The organism is Streptosporangium sp. NPDC049376 (assembly GCF_044466505.1).
In the GTDB taxonomy this organism is placed as follows: Bacteria; Actinomycetota; Actinomycetes; order Streptosporangiales; family Streptosporangiaceae; genus Streptosporangium.
This window is the reverse complement of the sequence record NZ_JBITMT010000006.1, coordinates 236,986-254,999: the sequence shown is the minus strand read 5'-3', so window position 1 is coordinate 254,999 and position 18,014 is coordinate 236,986. Positions and strand designations below refer to the sequence as shown.

Here is an 18,014-nt window from a genome sequence, read left to right as displayed (position 1 = left end):
GTGACAGCGACAGCGGGCTGGCTGCGCAGGCAGCTCCCCGGAGTCCTCGCGCTCGTGCTGATCGTGAGCGCGTTCGTGGTGGCCCGCATTCCCACGCCCTCGGCCGCGGACACGGCCCGCATGGCGAGCAGGTACTCCTTCGCCCCGATGTCCATCGCCCTGCCCGGAGGCTTCCGGCAGCAGGAGATCCGCGGGGTGCACCCCGACTACACGCACATCGACGCGTGGATCTCCTCGGTCGGGGCGGCGATCGCGATGAACGACCTCGACGGTGACGGCCTGTCCAACGACCTGTGCCTGGTCGACCCGCGCATCGACCAGACCGTGGTCACCCCCGTCCCCGGCGGGAAGACCGACAGGTACGCGCCCTTCGCGCTCGACCCCGGCGCGCTGCCCATGAACGACCACATCGCCCCCATGGGGTGCGTCCCCGGCGACTTCAACGAGGACGGCCGCCTCGACCTGCTCGTCTACATGTGGGGCCGTACGCCGATCCTCTACCTCGCCAGGCCGGGCGCCACCAGGCTCGGCCCCGGCGCCTACCGGCCGGTCGAGCTGGTGCCCGGTCCCAACGCCACCGGCGGCCTCTACAGCGGCCCGCAGTGGAACACCAACGCCGCGACCGTGGCGGACTTCGACGGCGACGGACACGACGACGTCTTCATCGGCAACTACTTCCCGCAGAGCGCGGTGCTCGACTCCCGCGGCACCGGCCTGGTGCGCATGAACCACTCCATGTCCGACGCGCACAACGGCGGGGACGACTTCTTCTTCCGCTGGACCGGCTCGGTCACCGGAGCCGACCCCTCGGTCACCTACCAGCGGCTCGACGACGTCCTGCCCGAGACGGCCTCCAAGGGGTGGGAGCTCGCCGCCGCCGCCACCGACCTCGACGGCGACCAGCTGCCCGAGCTGTACCTCGCCAACGACTTCGGCCCCGACCGGATGTTCTACAACCGCTCGACGCCCGGCCACATCAGGCTCTCGCTCGTCGAGGGGGTGCGCTCGCCGCTGATCCCCAAGTCGAAGACGATCGGCCACGACTCCTTCAAGGGCATGGGCCTCGACTTCGGCGACCTCAACGGCGACGGCGTCTACGACATGTTCGTCAGCAACATCACCACCTCCTTCGGCATCGAGGAGAGCAACTTCCAGTTCATGTCCGCCTCCGGCGACAAGGCCGCCCTGCGCGAGAGGCTCAGCCGGGGCGAGGCGCCGTGGACCGACCGCAGCGCCCAGGCGCGCACCGCCTGGTCGGGCTGGGGCTGGGACGTCAAGATCGACGACTTCGACAACGGCGGGGACCTCAGCATCGTCCAGGCCACCGGGTTCGTGAAGGGCGAGGTCGACCGCTGGCCGCAGCTGCAGGAACTGGCCACGGCCAACGACCAGCTGCTGCAGAACCCCTACTGGTGGCCGAACGTGCGCGCGGGCGACGACGTCGCGGGAACCCAGACGCTGCACTTCTTCGTCAGGTGCCCCGACGGCACCTACGTCGACGTGGCCAGGGAACTCGGGCTGGCCGTACCGGTGCCGACGCGGGGGGTCGCGACCGGTGACGCCGACGGCGACGGCAGGCTCGACTTCGCGGTCGCCAGGCAGTGGGGCGAGCCCGTCTTCTACCGCAACCAGAGTCCCTCACCCGGGGCCTTCCTCGAACTGCGGCTGACCCGCGAGGCCACCCCGGTTCCCGGCGCGCTGCCCGCCCCCGGCTCGCCGGTGACCGGCGCGCAGGTCACGGTGACGACGCCGGACGGGCGCAGGCTCCTCGGCAGGGTGGACGGCGGCAGCGGGCACTCGGGCAAGCGCAGCAGCGAGGTGCACATCGGGCTCGGCAGGAACGTCACCGGTCCCGTGCGGGTCAACCTGCGCTGGCGCGACCGGGCCGGACAGGTACACGACCAGGATCTTCAGCTGACGCCGGGCAGGCACCGCCTCGAACTCGGCGGCCAGGCCAAGGAGAGATGACCGAGATGTCTGACAGGACGCACAACCCCCCGCGCCACGACCCCAAGGTCACCATCGCACTGCGCAACTTCGCGATATCCATCACGGTCTTCAACACCGTCGGCTACATCCTCCTCGGGTTCGAGCAGCCGTGGCTGTGGCCCTTCGTCGCCGTGGCGACCGGCTACGTGGTGGAGATCGCGCTTGAGTTCGTCTCGGCCAGGGCCGAGGGACGGGCACCGCGCTACACGGGCAACGGCCCGCGCGGCCTGGTGGAGTTCCTCTACCCGGCGCACATCACCAGCCTGGCCATGAACATGCTCATCTACGTCAACGACCAGATCCTGGTGATGATCTTCGGGGTGGTCGTCGCGGTCGGCGCCAAGTGGGTGCTGCGGGCACCGGTCCGCGGGAAGATGCGGCACTTCATGAACCCGTCGAACTTCGGCATCGCCGTCATCCTGCTGATCCTGCCCTGGGCCAGCATCGCGCCGCCGTACCACTTCACGGAGAACGTCGACACCTGGATCGACTGGCTCATCCCCGCGATCATCATCCTCGGCGGCAGCATGATCAACGGCAAGCTCACCGGGCGGATGTGGCTGATCGCCGCCTGGGTCGGCGGCTTCGCCGTGCAGGCGGTCCTGCGCGGCCTGTTCTTCGGCACCTCGATCTCCGGGGCGCTGGGCATGATGACCGGCGTCGCCTTCATCCTCTTCACCAACTACATGGTCACCGACCCGGGGACGAGCCCGTCGAGACCCGCGGCGCAGATGCTCTTCGGCGGCGGCGTCGCCCTGACGTACGGCCTCCTCACGGCCGTGCACATCCCCTACGGCATCTTCTTCGCCACCGCGGCCGTCTGCCTCGTCCGCGGGGTCTTCCTGTGGTCGCTCCACTTCGTGGACAAGGGACGCGAGCAGCGCGAGACCCTGGCGCGCCTGACCGCGCGCGCCCAGGACGGCCTGGCGAGCACCGGCAAGGAGGTCGCCTCGGTATGAGCAGGATCGCGATCGTCGGCATGGCGTGCCGCTATCCCGACGCCGCCTCGCCGAGGGAACTGTGGGAGAACGTCCTGGCCGGACGGCGGGCGTTCCGCAGGCTGCCCGACACGCGCATGCGGCTTGAGGACTACTGGGACGCCGACCCGGCCGCCCCCGACCGCTTCTACGCGCGCAACGCGGCCGTCATCGAGGGCTACGCCTTCGACCGGATCGGTTACAAGATCGCCGGAAGCACCTACCGCTCGACCGACCTCACCCACTGGCTGGCGCTCGACACGGCCGCGCTCGCCCTGGCCGACGCGGGCTTCCCCGGCGCGGAGGGACTGGCCAGGGAACGCACCGGCGTCATCGTCGGCAACACCCTCACCGGGGAGTTCGCCAGGGCCAACCTGATGCGGCTGCGCTGGCCGTACGTGCGGCGCACCGTCGCGGCGGCGCTCAAGGAGCGGGACTGGGACGACGAACGGCTCGCCGGTTTCCTCGACGACCTGGAGGCCGCCTACAAGAGCCCCTTCCCCGTCCCCGACGAGGACACCCTGGCGGGCGGGCTCTCCAACACGATCGCCGGGCGCATCTGCAACCACTTCGACCTCAAGGGCGGCGGCTACACCGTGGACGGCGCCTGCTCCTCCTCACTGCTGTCGGTGGTCACCGCGGCCAGGGCCCTGGCCGACGGCGACCTCGACGTGGCCGTCGCGGGCGGGGTCGACCTGTCCATCGACCCGTTCGAGATCGTGGGCTTCGCCAAGACCGGCGCCCTGGCCAGGGGGGAGATGCGGCTCTACGACCGCGGGTCGAACGGCTTCTGGCCCGGCGAGGGCTGCGGGATGGTCGTGCTGATGCGCGAGCGGGACGCCGTCGAGGCCGGAAGACGGATCTACGCGACCGTCGCCGGGTGGGGCGTCTCCTCGGACGGAAGGGGCGGCATCACCAGGCCCGAGGTCAGCGGGTACCGGCTGGCGCTGCGCCGCGCCTACGAACGGGCGGGCTTCGGCATCGAGACCGTCGCCATGTTCGAGGGGCACGGCACCGGCACCGAGGTCGGCGACAGGACCGAGCTCACGGCCCTGACCCAGGCCCTCTCCCACGCCGGCGGCCCGCGGGCGGCGATCAGCTCGATCAAGGGGATGATCGGGCACACCAAGGCCGCGGCCGGGGTCGCCGGGCTCATCAAGGCCACCCTGGCGGTGCACCACCAGGTGCTGCCGCCGACCACGGGCTGCGTCGACCCGCACCCGGTGCTGACGCAGGAGACGGCGCGGCTGCGGGTGCTGCGCAAGGCGGAGCCGTGGCCCGGCGGGACGCCGGTGCGCGCGGGCGTGACCGCCATGGGCTTCGGCGGCATCAACACCCACGTGGTCCTTGAGAAGCCCGGCCCGCGCAGGCAGGCCAGGTTCGACGGCAGGACCAGGGCGCTCGCCTCCTCGGCCCAGGACGCCGAACTGCTGATGCTCGACGGCGCCTCACCGCCCGAGCTGCGCGAACGCCTGGCCGAGCTGGCGGACTTCGTGCCCGCCCTGTCGTACGCGGAGCTGGGTGACCTGGCCGCCACGCTCCAGCGTGAGCTGCGCGGCCTGCCGTACCGGGCGGCCGTCGTCGTCTCCTCGCCCGAGGACGCCGAACGCGGGCTGCGCCGGGTGCTCGCGGCCCTCGACGCGGGGGAGATCCCGCTGTTCTCCGCCGACGGCAGGGGCTTCCTCGGTCACGTGAGCGGGCCGGGCAGGATCGGCTACCTCTTCCCCGGGCAGGGTTCGGGCAGGGGCACCAGCGGCGGTGCCCTGCGCAGGCGTTTCGCCGAGGTCGAGGAGGTCTACCTCAGGGCGGACCTGCCCTCTGGCGGCGACATGGTCGCGACCGAGGTGGCCCAGCCGCGCATCGTCACCGGCTCCGTCGCGGGCCTGCGCGCCCTGGCCGTCCTCGGCGTCGAGGCGGACGTCGCCGTCGGCCACAGCCTGGGCGAGCTGTCCGCGCTGCACTGGGCGGGGGCGATGGACGAGGAGACCCTGCTGCGGGTCGCCGAGGCCAGGGGCAGGGCCATGTCCGAGCACGCCGCCTCGGGGACCATGGCGGGCATCGCCGCCTCCCCGGACACGGTCACCGCCCTGACCGGGGACCTGCCCGTCGTGATCGCCGGATACAACGGCCCCCGGCAGACCGTCGTGGCCGGGCCGGCCGACGCCGTACGGGAGGCCGGGCGCAGGGCCCTCGCGGAGGGGCTGCAGTGGACCCCTCTGCGGGTGTCGCACGCCTTCCACTCGCCGCTCGTCGCGCCCGCCGCGCGGGAACTGGGCGAACGGCTGGCCGGAGAGGAGTTCGACCGGGTCGGGGCGCGCGTCGTCTCCACGGTCACCGGGGAGGCGCTGACGCCGGAGACCGACATCCCGGCGCTGCTGCGCAGGCAGGTCACCGACCCCGTGCTGTTCGCCCAGGCGGTGGAACTGGCGGCCAAGGACATCGACCTGTTCGTCGAGGTCGGCCCCGGACGGGTGCTCAGCGGGCTGGCCGCCGCGGTGACCGACGTGCCCGCGGTCGCGCTGGACACCGACGAGGAGTCGTCGGCCGGGCTGCTGCGGGTGGTCGCCGCCGCCTACGTCGCCGGAGCCCCGGTCGCGCACGAGGCGCTCTTCCACGGCAGGCTGGTCAGGCCGCTGCGGCTCGGCGCGCCGCTGTCGTTCTTCGAGAGCCCCTGCGAGCGGGCCCCCGAGGTACGGCTGAGCCCCGCCGTACGGCCTGCGGAGCGGCGGGAGGCCCCGCGGGCCCCGCAGCCGCCGCAGGAGGGCGGCGAGGGGGAGAGCGCCCTGGACATGCTGCGGAGGCTGGCCGCGGAGCGCGCCGAGCTGCCCATGAACATGGTGCGTGCCGACAGCCACCTGCTCGACGACCTGCACCTGAGCTCCATCACGGTCGGGCAGATCGTCAACCAGGCGGCCCGGCGGATGGGCCTGTCCTCGGCGCAGGCGCCGACCAACTTCGCCACGGCGACCGTGATGGAGCTGGCCGACGCCCTGGGCACGCTCGCCGAGACAGGACAGGGCCAGGAGACGGCGGCGACGGTCGCCGGCGCCGCCGCCTGGGCCAGGCCGTTCTCGGTGGACCTCGACGAGGTGCCGCCGCCCGCCGCACGCGTACGGGAGGACAACGGCCGCTGGACGCTGCACACGGCGGGGGAGCACCCCTTCGCCGAGACGCTGCGCCGGGAGCTCGAAGGGGCGGGCGTCGGCCGGGGAGTCCTGGTCTGCCTGCCGCCCGAGTGCGCGCGGCAGGACCTGGAGCAGGCCCTGCTCGGCGCCCAGGCGGCCCTGGCGGCCGAGCCGGGGACCCGGTTCGTCCTGGTACAGCACGGCAGAGGCGCCGCCGGACTGGCCAGGACGCTCTTCCTTGAGGCGCCCCATCTGCGCACGACCGTCGCGCACGTGCCGGTGACCGGACAGGCCGTCGGCTGGGTCGTCGGCGAGGTCGCGGCGACCACGCGCTACGCGGAGGCCCACTACGACGAGGAGGGCACACGCCGGGTGCCGACCCTGCGCGCCATGCCCGTACGGCCCACCCGGGTCGTCCAGCCGCTGGACGGCACGGACGTGCTGCTGGTGACCGGAGGCGGCAAGGGCATCACCGCCGAGTGCGCGCTCGCCCTGGCCTCCGACAGCGGCGCCGCCCTCGTCGTCGTCGGACGCTCCGACCCGGAGCAGGACGAGGAACTCGCGGCCAACCTGCGGCGGATGTCCGACACCGGGGTGACCGTCAGGTACGCCAGGGCCGACGTCACCGACGCGGACGGGCTGCGCGCGGCCGTGGCGGAGGCGACGGCGGAGACCGGGCCGGTCACCGCGGTGCTGCACGGCGCGGGACGCAACGAGCCGGGGGCGATCACCGGCCTGGACATGGCGGCCTTCCACCGCACCCTCGCCCCCAAGGTCGACGGGCTGCGGGCGGTGCTCGACGCGGTCGATCCCGGCTCGCTGCGCCTGCTGGTGACGTTCGGCAGCATCATCGGCCGGGCGGGACTGCGCGGGGAGGGGCACTACGCCACCGCGAACGAGTGGCTGGCCTGCCTCACCGAGGAGGTCGCCCGCGACCACCCCGGCTGCCGTGCCCTGTGCGTCGAGTGGTCGGTCTGGTCGGGCGTCGGCATGGGGGAGCGGCTCGACGTCGTCGAGACGCTGTCCAGGGACGGGGTCACCCCGATCACCCCCGACCAGGGGGTAAGGATCATGCGCAGGCTGCTGGCCGACCCCGAGACGCCCACCGTCGTGGTGGTCAGCGGGCGCACCGAGGGCGTCGGCACCGTCCGCCACGACCTGCCCCCGCTGCCGCTGCTGCGCTTCGTCGGCAGGCCGCTGGTCCGCTACCACGGCGTCGAACTGGTCGTCGAGACCGAGCTGAACGCGGGCACCGACCTCTACCTCGCCGACCACCACCTCGACGGCAACCTGCTCTTCCCCGCGGTCTTCGGCATGGAGGCGATGACCCAGGTGGCCGTGGCGACCCTCGGTACTGCCCGGGAGAGGCCGCCGACGATCGAGCAGGCCGAGTTCCTGCGGCCCATCGTGGTGCCGCCGGACGGCACGACGACGATCAGGATCGCCGCAGCCGTCACCGGGGACGAGACCGTCGAGGTGGCCGTGCGCAGCGCGGAGACCGGCTTCGACGCCGACCACTTCAGGGCGCGGCTGCGCTTCGACGGGGAGGCGGCCCAGGACGGGCCGCCGGAGCAGGTCGCCGAGGGGCTGCCCCCGGTGCCGCTCGACCCGGCGGCCGACCTGTACGGCGAGATCCTGTTCCAGGGCGGGCGTTTCCAGCGGCTGCGCCGCTACCACAGGGCCGCGGCCAGGCACGTCGACGCCGACGTGGCGGCGGACGGGGACACCGGCTGGTTCGCCGGGTTCCTCTCCGGTGAGCTGCTGCTCGGCGACCCCGGCGTACGCGACGCGCTGATGCACGGCAACCAGGTCTGCGTGCCGGACGCGACGCTGCTGCCCTCGGGGATCGAACGCCTCCAGCCGGGCGGCGCCGCGCTGACCGAGGCGGGCGGGCTGCGCTACTGCGCGACCGAACGGCTGCGCGACGGCGACACCTACGTCTACGACATCGCCGTGCGGGACGGCGCGGGCCGGGTCGTCGAACGCTGGGACGGGCTGCGGCTGCGGGCCGTACGTAAGGGGGACGGGCGGGGGCCGTGGGTCGCGCCGCTGCTCGGCCCCTACCTGGAGCGTACGGTCGAGGACCTGACCGGGGCCGCCGTCGCCGTCGTCGTCGAACCCGGCCCGGCCGAGCCTGCCCCTGGGCCCGGCCCCGACCTGCGGAGCCTGCCCGACCTGCCCCACCTGCCGGAACGGACCGGGAGCACGGCGGAGCGCAGGGCCATGACCACCGTGGCGGCCGGGCGCGCCCTCGGGCGTCCCGTCGAGGTCCGCCACCGCCCCGACGGGCGGCCCGAGGTGGACGGCGGCAGGACGGTCTCGGCCTCCCACGGCGCCGGGCTGACCCTGTGCGTCGTGGCCGTCGGCACGACCGGCTGCGACGTCGAGGCCGTGCGGGAACGGACGGTCGAGGACTGGCGGGGACTGCTCGGCCCGCACTTCGGGCTCGCCGAGCTGGTCGCGATGGAGCTGGGCGGCAGCCTGGACGCCGCGGCGACACGCGTGTGGGCCGCCGCCGAGTGCCTGCGCAAGGCGGGCCTGCCCCCTGGGGCGCCGCTCACCTGGACCTCGGAGCGGAGGGACGCGTGGACGGTCCTCGCCTCCGGCGGCCTGCGGGTCGCGACGCTGGTGACGACGCTGCGGGACGCCGTGGAGCCGGTGGTCTTCGCGATCCTCACCGAGGGGCGGCGGTGATGGGCAACTACTTCGAGTATCTGCACACGGTCGGCTTCGAGGAGACCAACCTCGTCGGCAACGTCTACTACGTCAACTACCTGCGCTGGCAGGGGCGCTGCCGGGAGATGTTCCTCAAGCTCCACGCCCCCGACGTGCTCGGCGAGCTGCAGGAGGACCTGAAGCTGTTCACGCTGCGGGTGGACTGCGAGTTCTTCGCCGAGATCACGGCCTTCGACGAGCTGTCCATCAGGATGCGCCTGGTGGACCTCGCCCAGACCCAGATCGAGTTCGGCTTCGACTACGTCCGGCTCGACCCGGGAGAGGCCCCATGCGGGGAGACGCTGGTCGCCAGGGGCAGGCAGCGGGTCGCGTGCATGCGCGGCCCGAACAGCCGGACCGTCCCGGCCAGGGTCCCCGAGCCGCTGACCCGCGCGCTCGAACCATACCTGTCCTAGGAACGGCCAACCGGGGAGATCAGTATGAGCGTCAATCCTGAGCCGTCCCACGAGACGGGTTCCGCCGGACCGGAGCCGGAAACCGGGACGAGCGCCGTGGCGGACCCCAAGGCGATGCGCAGGGCGTTCGGGATGTTCGCCACCGGCGTCACCGTGGTGACCGTCGGCGGAGGCGGTCCGCACGCCATGACGGCCAACTCCTTCACCTCGGTCTCGCTCGACCCGCCGCTCGTGCTGGTCTGCGTCGACCGCGGCGCGATCATGCACGGCTGCCTCGCCGCGGAGGGGACCTTCGGGGTCTCCGTCCTGGCCGCCGGCCAGGAGCCCCTGGCCAGGCACTTCTCCAACCGGTGGCGGCCCCTGGGAGCCGCCCAGTTCGACACCGTCGACTGGCTTCCCGGGCCGCTCACCGGCGCCCCGCTGCTCGCGGGCACACTCGCGCGCTTCGAGTGCGAGCTGTGGCGCGCCTACGACGGAGGCGACCACTCGATCTTCGTCGGGCGGGTGCTCTCCATGGAACAGCAGGACGACCGGGACGGCCTGCTGTTCTTCCACGGCAGGTTCCGCCGGATCATCCCAGATCGAAGCGAGGTGACAGCTTGAACCCCACCGGAGGAGGCGCTGCGGCCGTGCCGGGCGGCGGGGCGTCGTCCCCGGCGCCCGGCCGGCTGAGACCGCCCGGACCGCCGCGCAGAGCCGCGATGGGCCTGTTCCTGAAACTGGCCCGTGACCGGCTCTCGCTGATGACGTCGGCCGCCGAGCGGTACGGCGACGCGGTCCGGATCTCCCTCGGGCCGAAGACGCTCTACTTCTTCAACCACCCCGACCACGCCAAGCACGTGCTGGCCGACAACAGCGCCGGCTACCACAAGGGGATCGGACTGGTCCAGGCGCGCCGTGCCCTCGGGGACGGGCTGCTGACCAGCGAGGGCGAGCTGTGGCGCAAACAGCGCAGGATGATCCAGCCCGCCTTCCAGCACCGGCGGATCGCCCAGCAGGCGGGTGCCGTCGCGGAGGAGGCGGCGGGACTGGTCGGCAGGCTGCGGGCGCACCGGGAGGGCGAGCCGGTCGACGTGCTGGGGGAGGTGACCGCCCTGACGCTCGGGGTGCTCGGCCGTACCCTGCTGGACGCCGACCTGGGCGCCTTCGGCTCGGTCGCGCACTCCTTCGAGGCCGTGCAGGACCAGGCGATGTTCGAGATGGTCACGCTCGGCGCGGTGCCGACATGGCTTCCGCTGCCCAGGCAGCTGCGCTTCCGCCGGGCCCGTGAGCAGTTGCAGCGGGTCGTCGACCGCCTGGTGGCCGAACGTTCGGCGCGCGGCGCGGCCGAGGGGGACGACGTGCTGTCCCGGCTGATCGTCTCGACCGGGCAGGAGACCGACCCCCGGGTCGGCGGCAGGCGGATGAGGGACGAGCTGATCACCCTGATGCTCGCCGGGCACGAGACGACGGCCAGCACCCTGGGGTGGACCTTCCACCTGGTGGACCGCAACCCCGGGGTGTGGGACGGGCTGCACGCCGAGGCGGTCGAGGTGCTCGGTGACCGGCTGCCCGGCTACGAGGACCTGCACCGGCTGAGGTACACCACGATGGTGGTCGAGGAGGCCATGCGGCTCTACCCGCCGGTGTGGATCCTGACGCGCAGCGCGCAGCGGGACGACCTGGTCGGCGCCTACCACGTGCCGGCCGGGGCGGACGTGCTGATCTGCCCCTACACGCTGCACCGGCATCCGGGGTTCTGGAGGGACCCTGAGCGCTTCGACCCGGAACGGTTCGCCCCCGAGGGAGCCGCCTCCCGGCCGAGGTACGCCTACATTCCCTTCGGCGCCGGTCCCCGCTTCTGCGTCGGCAACAGCCTGGGCATGATGGAGGCGGTCTTCGTGGTCGCGATGGTCGCCAGGGAGCTGCGCCTGACCGGGGTTCCCGGCCACCGGGTGGTCGCCGAGCCCATGCTCTCGCTCAGGATGCGCGGAGGGCTCCCGATGACGGTGCGCCCGGCCGGGTGAGGGGGGTTTCGGGCGGGAGGTTCCCGGGACGGGACGGGACGGCGACGGCCGCAGGCCTTCATGGCTGCGGCCGTTTCCGATGGCGCGGGAGGTCAGCTCGCCACCGAGTTGAGCGCCACCAGGCGCACGTCGAGCAGGGCGAGCAGCACCGGGGGGTCGAGGGTTCCCATCGGCCGCAGCTGTACGTCGGCGGGCTTGACCACGACGTCGCGCCGCACCGTGATCGGTCCGTAGCTCCCGACGTAGAGTGACGGGTCCCTGCCCAGACTGCTGATGATCTTCTCATTTCCCGGGGCGACGGAGTGGGCCAGCAGATGCCAGGTGCCCTGGGGCACCCTCTCAAGCACGTAGGGGCCGGGCCTGCGCAGCACCGTGCAGCGGACCGGCGGCCCCTGTGGGATGCAGGTGGGGAAAAGCCCGACGAAGATGAGGCCGCACTGACCCGTGGTCGGAGCCCAGATCTTGCCCTGGACGGTCGTCAGCCGGGTCTCCTCACCGTCGTTCCTGCCGCTGGTGAGGATCAGCGGGGCGAAACCGCCGTGCTGCCGGTAGGTGGTCGGCGCGAGACCGACGCAGCTCTTGAAACGGGAACTGAAGGTGCCGACGCTTGAGTAGCCGACCTGGATGCTGATGTCGGCGACGCTCAGCGAGGTCGACAGGAGCAGCCGTTTGGCCTCCTGCAGCCGCAACGCCGACAGGAAACGCCCAGGTGAGATACCGGTTACCTGTCTGAAGACCCGGGAGAAGTGAAATTTGCTGAACATGGCGGTGCGGGCCATGTCATCGATGGTGAGCTCGTCGCCGAGATGCTCACGCATGGTCTCGATAACTCGTCTCACAGCTTTCTCAAGAACTTCCTCCATCATTCCTCTCCGTGTGTTGAATGTTCATCAATATGAATGACGGGAAAGGTCGGCCTGTAGTCGGCTGGTCGTCTCGGAGAGTTCGACTCCCATATTCATTCGCCCCTTCCGGGGCTTGTATGTGCCAGTCGAACGACTAATAAAAAAGATCGGCATCAATATTTCTAAATCAACATCTGACTGCTGTCAACTGTGCTAGTGAAGCGTGCTCACCGTGTCTGAGCTGCTACTCTAGGTTGTGAGCGGCGTTAATTGGGTGTTAGTGCGCCACAGAAAACCCTGAAGAATGAGGCTTGACAGGACGGCAATTCAGAAGATGCGTCGGACGGGGTGCCGCTCGGACGATGGATCAGACCGGAACTGAATTCGATATGTGAGTTCCAATTGGTCGCAGATCCCGCCGTGCCGGGCCAGGGCCTCGACGTCCCGCGCCCGCTGCCGGGCCGGTCCGTGAAACGAGGGTTCGGCCGACGCGCCGGCTTCCGGCCCCCACGCCGCACCCCCTCGCCGACAGGAGGAAACGCCGGTGCAACCGGGTATCCCAGACGAAGAACAGGCCAGGACCATGACGCTGGAGGCCTTCGCGGACACGATCGTCCCCGGTGAGAAGCGCTCACCCGGCGACGAGGCGGTCGCGGGGGCGGCGGCGGGCGGGGGCGCGGTCGCCGCGGGCGCCGTCGAACTGCTCGAAACCCCCGCGGCCGGGCTGGCGCCCGCGCTCGGTGACCTCGCCCGGCTGCTCAACGAGCACGCGCGGGCCTACGCGGACCAGAACGGGATCGACCTGACCGCGGCGCTGCCGCCGTTCGTGGCCCTGCCGTTCCCGCATCGGACCGCCCTGGTCGGGATACTGACCTCCCCCGGTCACCCGGAGCGGGAGGTGTGGGTCAGCGTCGCGCTGTTCAGCAACATGGCCTTCGACACCGCGGCCCACATGCACACCCTCGACGCCCTGGCCGCCGGTCACCCGGGGCTGACGGCGATGGGCTTCTCCGGGCCGCAGGAGGACGGCCTGTGGCGCTTCCCCGTCTACTCCTACGGCCGCGAACTGGCCCGCCTCCACCCGGCGACGACCTCAACGGGGAGCCCCGCATGACCGTGACCGAGACGACGGACGTCCTCGTGGTCGGCAGCGGCTTCGGCGGCGCGATCACGGCCTACCACCTCGCGGCGGGCGGCGCGCGGGTCGTGGTGCTCGAACGCGGTCCCTGGCTGCAGGGCGAGGACTTCGACCACGACTTCAAACTCGGGTCGAGCTACACGCGGATCTTCGACTTCGTGGTCGGCGACGGCATGAGCCTGCTCGGCGGCAACTGCGTCGGCGGCGGCAGCGTCGTGTACTTCGCCGCCATGCCCCGCGCCCCCCGCTTCGTCTTCGACCGCAGGGGGGCCATCGGCCGCAGGATGTGGCCCAAGGCCGTCACCCGCGACACCCTGGAGCCCTGGTACGACCGGGTGGCCGAGGCACTGCCCGTGACCAGGCAGGACTGGGACGCGGTCACCTACTCAGGCGGCCTGTTCGCGGCGGCGTGCGCGCACGCGGGGCGCACGGCCAACCCGGTGCCGGTCGCCATCGACGGCGAGAGGTGCACCAACTGCAACTGGATGATGGCCGGGTGCCGCTTCGACGCCAAACGGTCGCTGCTGTTCAACTACCTGCCCGCCGCGGTGGCGCACGGCGCCCAGGTACGGCCCATGCACGAGGTGCAGCGCCTGACCAGGAACGACGACGGCGGCTACCGGGTGCACTACGACATCGTCGACGACGAGGACTACCGGGTGCACACCGGGAGCGGGACGATCGACGCCAAGATCGTGATCCTGGCCGCGGGCGCCGGGGCGACCCCGGTGATCCTGCAGCGCTCCGCGCCGGACCTGGGGGCCATGCCGTACGCGGTCGGCAGGTACTTCTCCGGCAACGGCGAGCGGCTCAACACCGCGATCCTCAACGAGGACAGGGTCCGTGACCTGCTCGGGCTGTCCCGCGGAGACGGCCCGGCCTACGCGGCCTCCCAGATCGGCAAGGGGCCGTGCGTGGCGAGCTGGGACCGCCTGGACGGCACGCTGCCCGAGTACTCCCGCTACTCGCTGGAGCAGCTCTACTTCCCGCCCGGCTTCGGCACCATCCTCGCCCAGGTGCCCGACGCCACCGGCCCGACCTGGTTCGGCGCGGAGAAGAAGGAGATCGTACGGCGCTGGCAGTCGTGGCTGACCGTCTTCACGATGAGCGAGGACGACAACGAGGGCGTCTTCGGACCGCCTCCGCCGACGGGCAACGCCGTACGGATCTCACAGCAGATGCTCGGGCGCGGCCCCATCCAGTACCGCCCGACCGCCAACACGCTGCGCGGCTGGGAGCTGGCCGACGCCGAGGTCCGCGACATCCTGGAGCGCGACGGGCTGTCCAGGGTGATGCCGTGGACCAACGACGTGGTCGGCGCCTACACCGTGCACCCGCTGGCCTCCTGCCGCATCGGCGACGACCCCAGCACCTCGGCGCTCGACGACCGCCACGAACTGCGCGGGCACCCGGGCATCTTCGTCACCGACGGCTCGGCCGTGCCGGGGGCGCTGACGGTCAACCCGGCGATGACCATCGCGGCGCTGGCCGAACGCGCCGTCCCGGGCATCGTGCGGGCCGCCAGGCAGCGCGGCGTCGAGGTCACCTACGGCGCCCCCTCCCCGGACGGCGCCACGAGCGGCAGGCGCGCCGCGCTGCCGTTCGTGGCCGGCCTGACGCACAAGTAGCCCTCCGGGCGCGGGCGGGTGAGCCCGCGCCCGGCCGACCTCAGGGAGCGCGCGATGGAAACGACACTCCTGCGGCGGGTCCTCAGGAAACCGCTGCGCGGCTCGCTCCGCCAGGTCAGGTACGTCCGCCCGGTGCCGCCCGCGCGGGCGCGGGGCCTGGTCGCCGAGGTGTACACGCGCTCGGAACGGGAGTTCGGCATGCTGGCGCCGCCGGTCGCCCTGCACTCGCCCGCCCCGGAGATCCTGGCCGCCTGCTGGATGATGCTGCGGGAGACGCTGCTGACCGGCGGCGGACCGGGCCGGGCGGTCAGGGAGGCGGTCGCGACCGGCGTCTCGCTCGGCAACGCCTGCCCCTACTGCGCAGGCGTGCACGGCGCCGCCCTGGGCGGCCTGGTCCCCCCGGAGGGTGGCGCGCGGCGTGACCTCGCGCCGGTCGAGGAGTGGGCCAGGGCGAGCGGGACGCGCGGGCGGGCGACGCCGTTCCCCGGGGAACAGGCCGCCGAGCCCGTCGGGGTCCTCGTCGGAGTCGCGGTCACCTTCCACTACCTCAACCGCATGGTCAACGTGTTCCTCGACGAGACGCCGCTGCCGCCGCGGACACCGGGGATGGCACGCGGCACCCTCATGCGGGCGCTGGGCCGGCTCATGCGGCCGACCGGTGGGGGCGTCGAGCCGGGCGGCTCGCTCGACCTGCTGCCCACGGCCCCGCTGCCCGGCGACCTGTCCTGGGCGGCGGGCGCGCCGGGCGTCGCGGGCGCCTTCGCCCGCGCGGCCTCGGCGATCGAGGCGGCGGGCCGCCGTTCGGTGCCGGGCCCCGTCCGTGACCTGCTGACGGCCAGGCTGGCGGCCTGGGACGGCGGCCACCCCGGGCTCGGCGGGGCGTGGGCGGAGGAGGCGGTCGCGGACCTGGCCGCCGAGGACCGCCCCGCCGGGCGGCTGGCCCTGCTGACGGCCTTCGCCTCCTACCGGGTCGGCGAGGCCGACGTGGACGCCTTCAGGGAGAGTCGTGGGACGGGAGACCGGGAACTGGTCGAACTGACCGCGTGGGCGAGCATGGCGGCGGCCAGGACGGTGGGCGGCTGGACGCGCGGGGAAAGTCCGTGAACCCCTTTCCCCGGCCGGTGGAAAACGCCCGGCCGCGACACGGGAAACGCGCCGCGGCCGGACATTCGAGAAAGCTTTCCTTTTCCGGGGCCCTCAGGTGCGCGCCGTCGCGCAGCCACACGCCATGGCCGACCGCTCGGATTCGTTCGGACGGCGGTGCAGGACCATCGCGACCACCATCGGGGCGAAGACGACGGCGTTGTAGAACAGGTGCAGCTCGACCCGGGGAAAGAAGACCTGCAGGACGCTCGTGGGGACCGGCCTGCCCATCAGGTGGTTGCCGGTCATCGCCTGCAGGAGCAGCAGCAGGTGCTCGAAGTGGTGCCAGACCTGGATGCCGAGTGAGATGTTCCACCAGGTGCGGGAACGGCCGGTGAACCCCTTCCTGAGCATGACGAGACCGATGAGCATGAACAACGCGTAGCCGTAGTGCATCCACTCGGAGGTCACCAGCCACGGGAACGGCAGCCCGAGCACGCCGCGCGCCTGCGGGACCGGCCAGCCGAGGACGTAGATCTGCACGGCCTGCGCCACGTGCTCTGCCCAGTGGGCGACGACGAGCACGAGGAAGACGTTCAGCCACGTCCTGTGCCGGGGTCCGTTGACAATTGCCATTCTTCCAGGAAAGCGACCCGCCGAAGCCGCCTCAGAAGCCATGCGGAAACCTCCGCTCTCGCGCCGAACAATTTCTCTGACGTTGCGACGACAACGTCGTCAACCGTAGCGGTGCCGAATCGGCCGCTTCTTCTCCTGGATTGCCGAATTCGCCTTACGCGGACGATAACGCCGGTCCGCTGAAAGCACAATGGGAGAAGACAGTGGGATCTTCACTCGTGCACGCTTGCTGCGAAACGCCCAGTGATTCCGCCATGAGCGAGGTATTTCTGATGCTGGTGAGCGTGACAGGCGGCACCGGATTCGTCGGGGCCCATTCGGTCGCGGCGTTCCTGCGGGCGGGGCACCGGGTCCGCCTGCTCGTCCGCGAGCCGTCCGGGGTCGCCCGTGCCCTGGCCCCTCTCCTGCCCGGCCCGGCGCCGGGCGGGAACGCCGACGAGGACACCTTCGCGGACACCTTCGGGGACGCCGTCGAGGTGGTGACCGGAGACGTCACCGACGGCGAGGCGGTCGGCCGGGCGGTGCGGGGGGCGGACGCCGTGCTGCACGCGGCGGCGGTCTACACCTTCGACAGCAGACGGCGCGCGAGTGTGCGGCGGACCAACGAGCGGGGCGCCGAGGTCGTGCTCGGGGCCGCGCGCGCGGCGGGAGCCGACCCGATCATCCACGTCTCCAGCGTCGCGGCGTTGTTCCCCGCCCCCGGCCGGGTCGTCCGCGAGGACACCCCCGTCGGCAGGCCCCGCGAGCCGTACATGGCGAGCAAGGCGGCGGCCGAGGCCGTGGCCCGGGGCCACCAGCGGGAGGGCGCCCCGGTGGTGATCACCTACCCGCCGGCCCTGCTCGGCCCGCACGACCCCAGGCTCGGCGACCAGACCGCCAGGCTCCGGGACGTCCTGCGGGGCCTGATGCCGGTCTGGCCGCTCGGCGGGCTGCCCCTCGGCGACGTGCGGGACACCGCCGCGCTGCACGCCGAACTGCTCACGCCGTACGGCGGCGGCCCGGCCAGGCACTTCGGGCCCGGCCACTACCTGACGACCCGGCGCTATGTGGAGGTGCTGCGCGAGGTGACCGGACGCCGCCTGCCGACACTCTTCCTGCCCGCCCGCGCCATGCTCCCGGCCGGGCTGCTGGCCGACCTCGCGCAGCGGGTGTGCCCCTGGCACATCCCGGCGCAGTACGGCGCCGTCTACGTGTGCGCCTGCGCGACACGGGTGGCGGAGGGGGCGAGCACCGGCGGCGTCGTCCCGCGTCCCGTCGCCGAGACGGTCGGCGAGACCGTGCGCTGGCTGCACGCCAACGGGTCGCTGTCGGACCGGCAGGCGGGCACGGCACGCGGGGACCTGACGCCGGTGAGGGCGTCGTGACCCCGGCAGGCAGGCGGACCGGCCTGCGGGACGACGTCAAGGACGTGCCCGCCCCCTCCGGCGCGCGAGGGGAGGACGGGCCCGGCGAGCCG

General features: G+C 72.4%; 12 protein-coding genes. 10 read left to right on the top strand and 2 right to left on the bottom strand.

Annotated elements, in window-relative coordinates:
* From ACIBVQ_RS19160 to ACIBVQ_RS19135, 6 genes are read left to right on the top strand one after another with little or no spacing between them, the layout of a single operon-like run.
* Positions 1-1,968, top strand: coding sequence for a CRTAC1 family protein (locus ACIBVQ_RS19160; protein ID WP_352012647.1), 1,968 nt, complete (start codon positions 1-3; stop codon positions 1,966-1,968).
* Positions 1,965-2,948 (top strand): enediyne biosynthesis protein, encoded by a 984-nt coding sequence (locus ACIBVQ_RS19155; protein WP_352012646.1) that lies wholly within the window; start codon positions 1,965-1,967, stop codon positions 2,946-2,948. Before ACIBVQ_RS19160 ends, ACIBVQ_RS19155 begins: the two co-directional genes overlap by 4 nt.
* Positions 2,945-8,785 (top strand): type I polyketide synthase, encoded by a 5,841-nt coding sequence (locus ACIBVQ_RS19150; protein WP_399178866.1) that lies wholly within the window; start codon positions 2,945-2,947, stop codon positions 8,783-8,785. The genes ACIBVQ_RS19155 and ACIBVQ_RS19150 overlap by 4 nt, the downstream gene beginning before the upstream one ends.
* Complete coding sequence (locus tag ACIBVQ_RS19145; RefSeq protein ID WP_362772111.1) at positions 8,785-9,222, top strand: acyl-CoA thioesterase; 438 nt, start codon at positions 8,785-8,787, stop codon at positions 9,220-9,222. The genes ACIBVQ_RS19150 and ACIBVQ_RS19145 overlap by 1 nt, the downstream gene beginning before the upstream one ends.
* Positions 9,223-9,246: 24 nt before the next feature.
* Positions 9,247-9,825, top strand: coding sequence for a flavin reductase family protein (locus tag ACIBVQ_RS19140; protein ID WP_352012643.1), 579 nt, complete (start codon positions 9,247-9,249; stop codon positions 9,823-9,825).
* A complete protein-coding gene (locus tag ACIBVQ_RS19135) occupies positions 9,822-11,228 on the top strand; it encodes a cytochrome P450 (protein ID WP_352012642.1) in 1,407 nt (468 codons plus the stop codon). Before ACIBVQ_RS19140 ends, ACIBVQ_RS19135 begins: the two co-directional genes overlap by 4 nt.
* A gap of 92 nt (positions 11,229-11,320) precedes the next feature.
* Here ACIBVQ_RS19135 and ACIBVQ_RS19130 read toward each other — a convergent pair whose 3' ends face one another.
* Complete coding sequence (locus ACIBVQ_RS19130; protein WP_362772115.1) at positions 11,321-12,046, bottom strand: AraC family transcriptional regulator; 726 nt, start codon at positions 12,044-12,046, stop codon at positions 11,321-11,323.
* A gap of 571 nt (positions 12,047-12,617) precedes the next feature.
* Here ACIBVQ_RS19130 and ACIBVQ_RS19125 point away from each other — a divergent pair.
* From ACIBVQ_RS19125 to ACIBVQ_RS19115, 3 genes are read left to right on the top strand one after another with little or no spacing between them, the layout of a single operon-like run.
* Complete coding sequence (locus ACIBVQ_RS19125; RefSeq protein WP_352012640.1) at positions 12,618-13,187, top strand: DUF5987 family protein; 570 nt, start codon at positions 12,618-12,620, stop codon at positions 13,185-13,187.
* Positions 13,184-14,839: a GMC family oxidoreductase gene (locus ACIBVQ_RS19120; protein WP_362916991.1), complete on the top strand. Its 1,656-nt coding sequence runs from the start codon at positions 13,184-13,186 to the stop codon at positions 14,837-14,839. The genes ACIBVQ_RS19125 and ACIBVQ_RS19120 overlap by 4 nt, the downstream gene beginning before the upstream one ends.
* A gap of 54 nt (positions 14,840-14,893) precedes the next feature.
* Complete coding sequence (locus ACIBVQ_RS19115; protein WP_399178863.1) at positions 14,894-15,943, top strand: carboxymuconolactone decarboxylase family protein; 1,050 nt, start codon at positions 14,894-14,896, stop codon at positions 15,941-15,943.
* 93 nt (positions 15,944-16,036) lie between these two features.
* Here the strand turns inward: ACIBVQ_RS19115 and ACIBVQ_RS19110 are convergent, their stop codons facing one another.
* Positions 16,037-16,558 carry a hypothetical protein gene (locus ACIBVQ_RS19110; RefSeq protein ID WP_352012637.1) on the bottom strand — a complete coding sequence of 174 codons (522 nt, stop codon included), beginning with the start codon at positions 16,556-16,558 and terminating at the stop codon, positions 16,037-16,039.
* 254 nt (positions 16,559-16,812) lie between these two features.
* Between ACIBVQ_RS19110 and ACIBVQ_RS19105 the strand changes: the two genes are divergently transcribed.
* The gene (locus ACIBVQ_RS19105; protein ID WP_399178861.1) at positions 16,813-17,922 is read left to right on the top strand and encodes an NAD-dependent epimerase/dehydratase family protein; all 1,110 of its coding nucleotides are present in this window, start codon (positions 16,813-16,815) and stop codon (positions 17,920-17,922) included.
* The last annotated feature ends 92 nt before the right edge of the window (positions 17,923-18,014 follow it).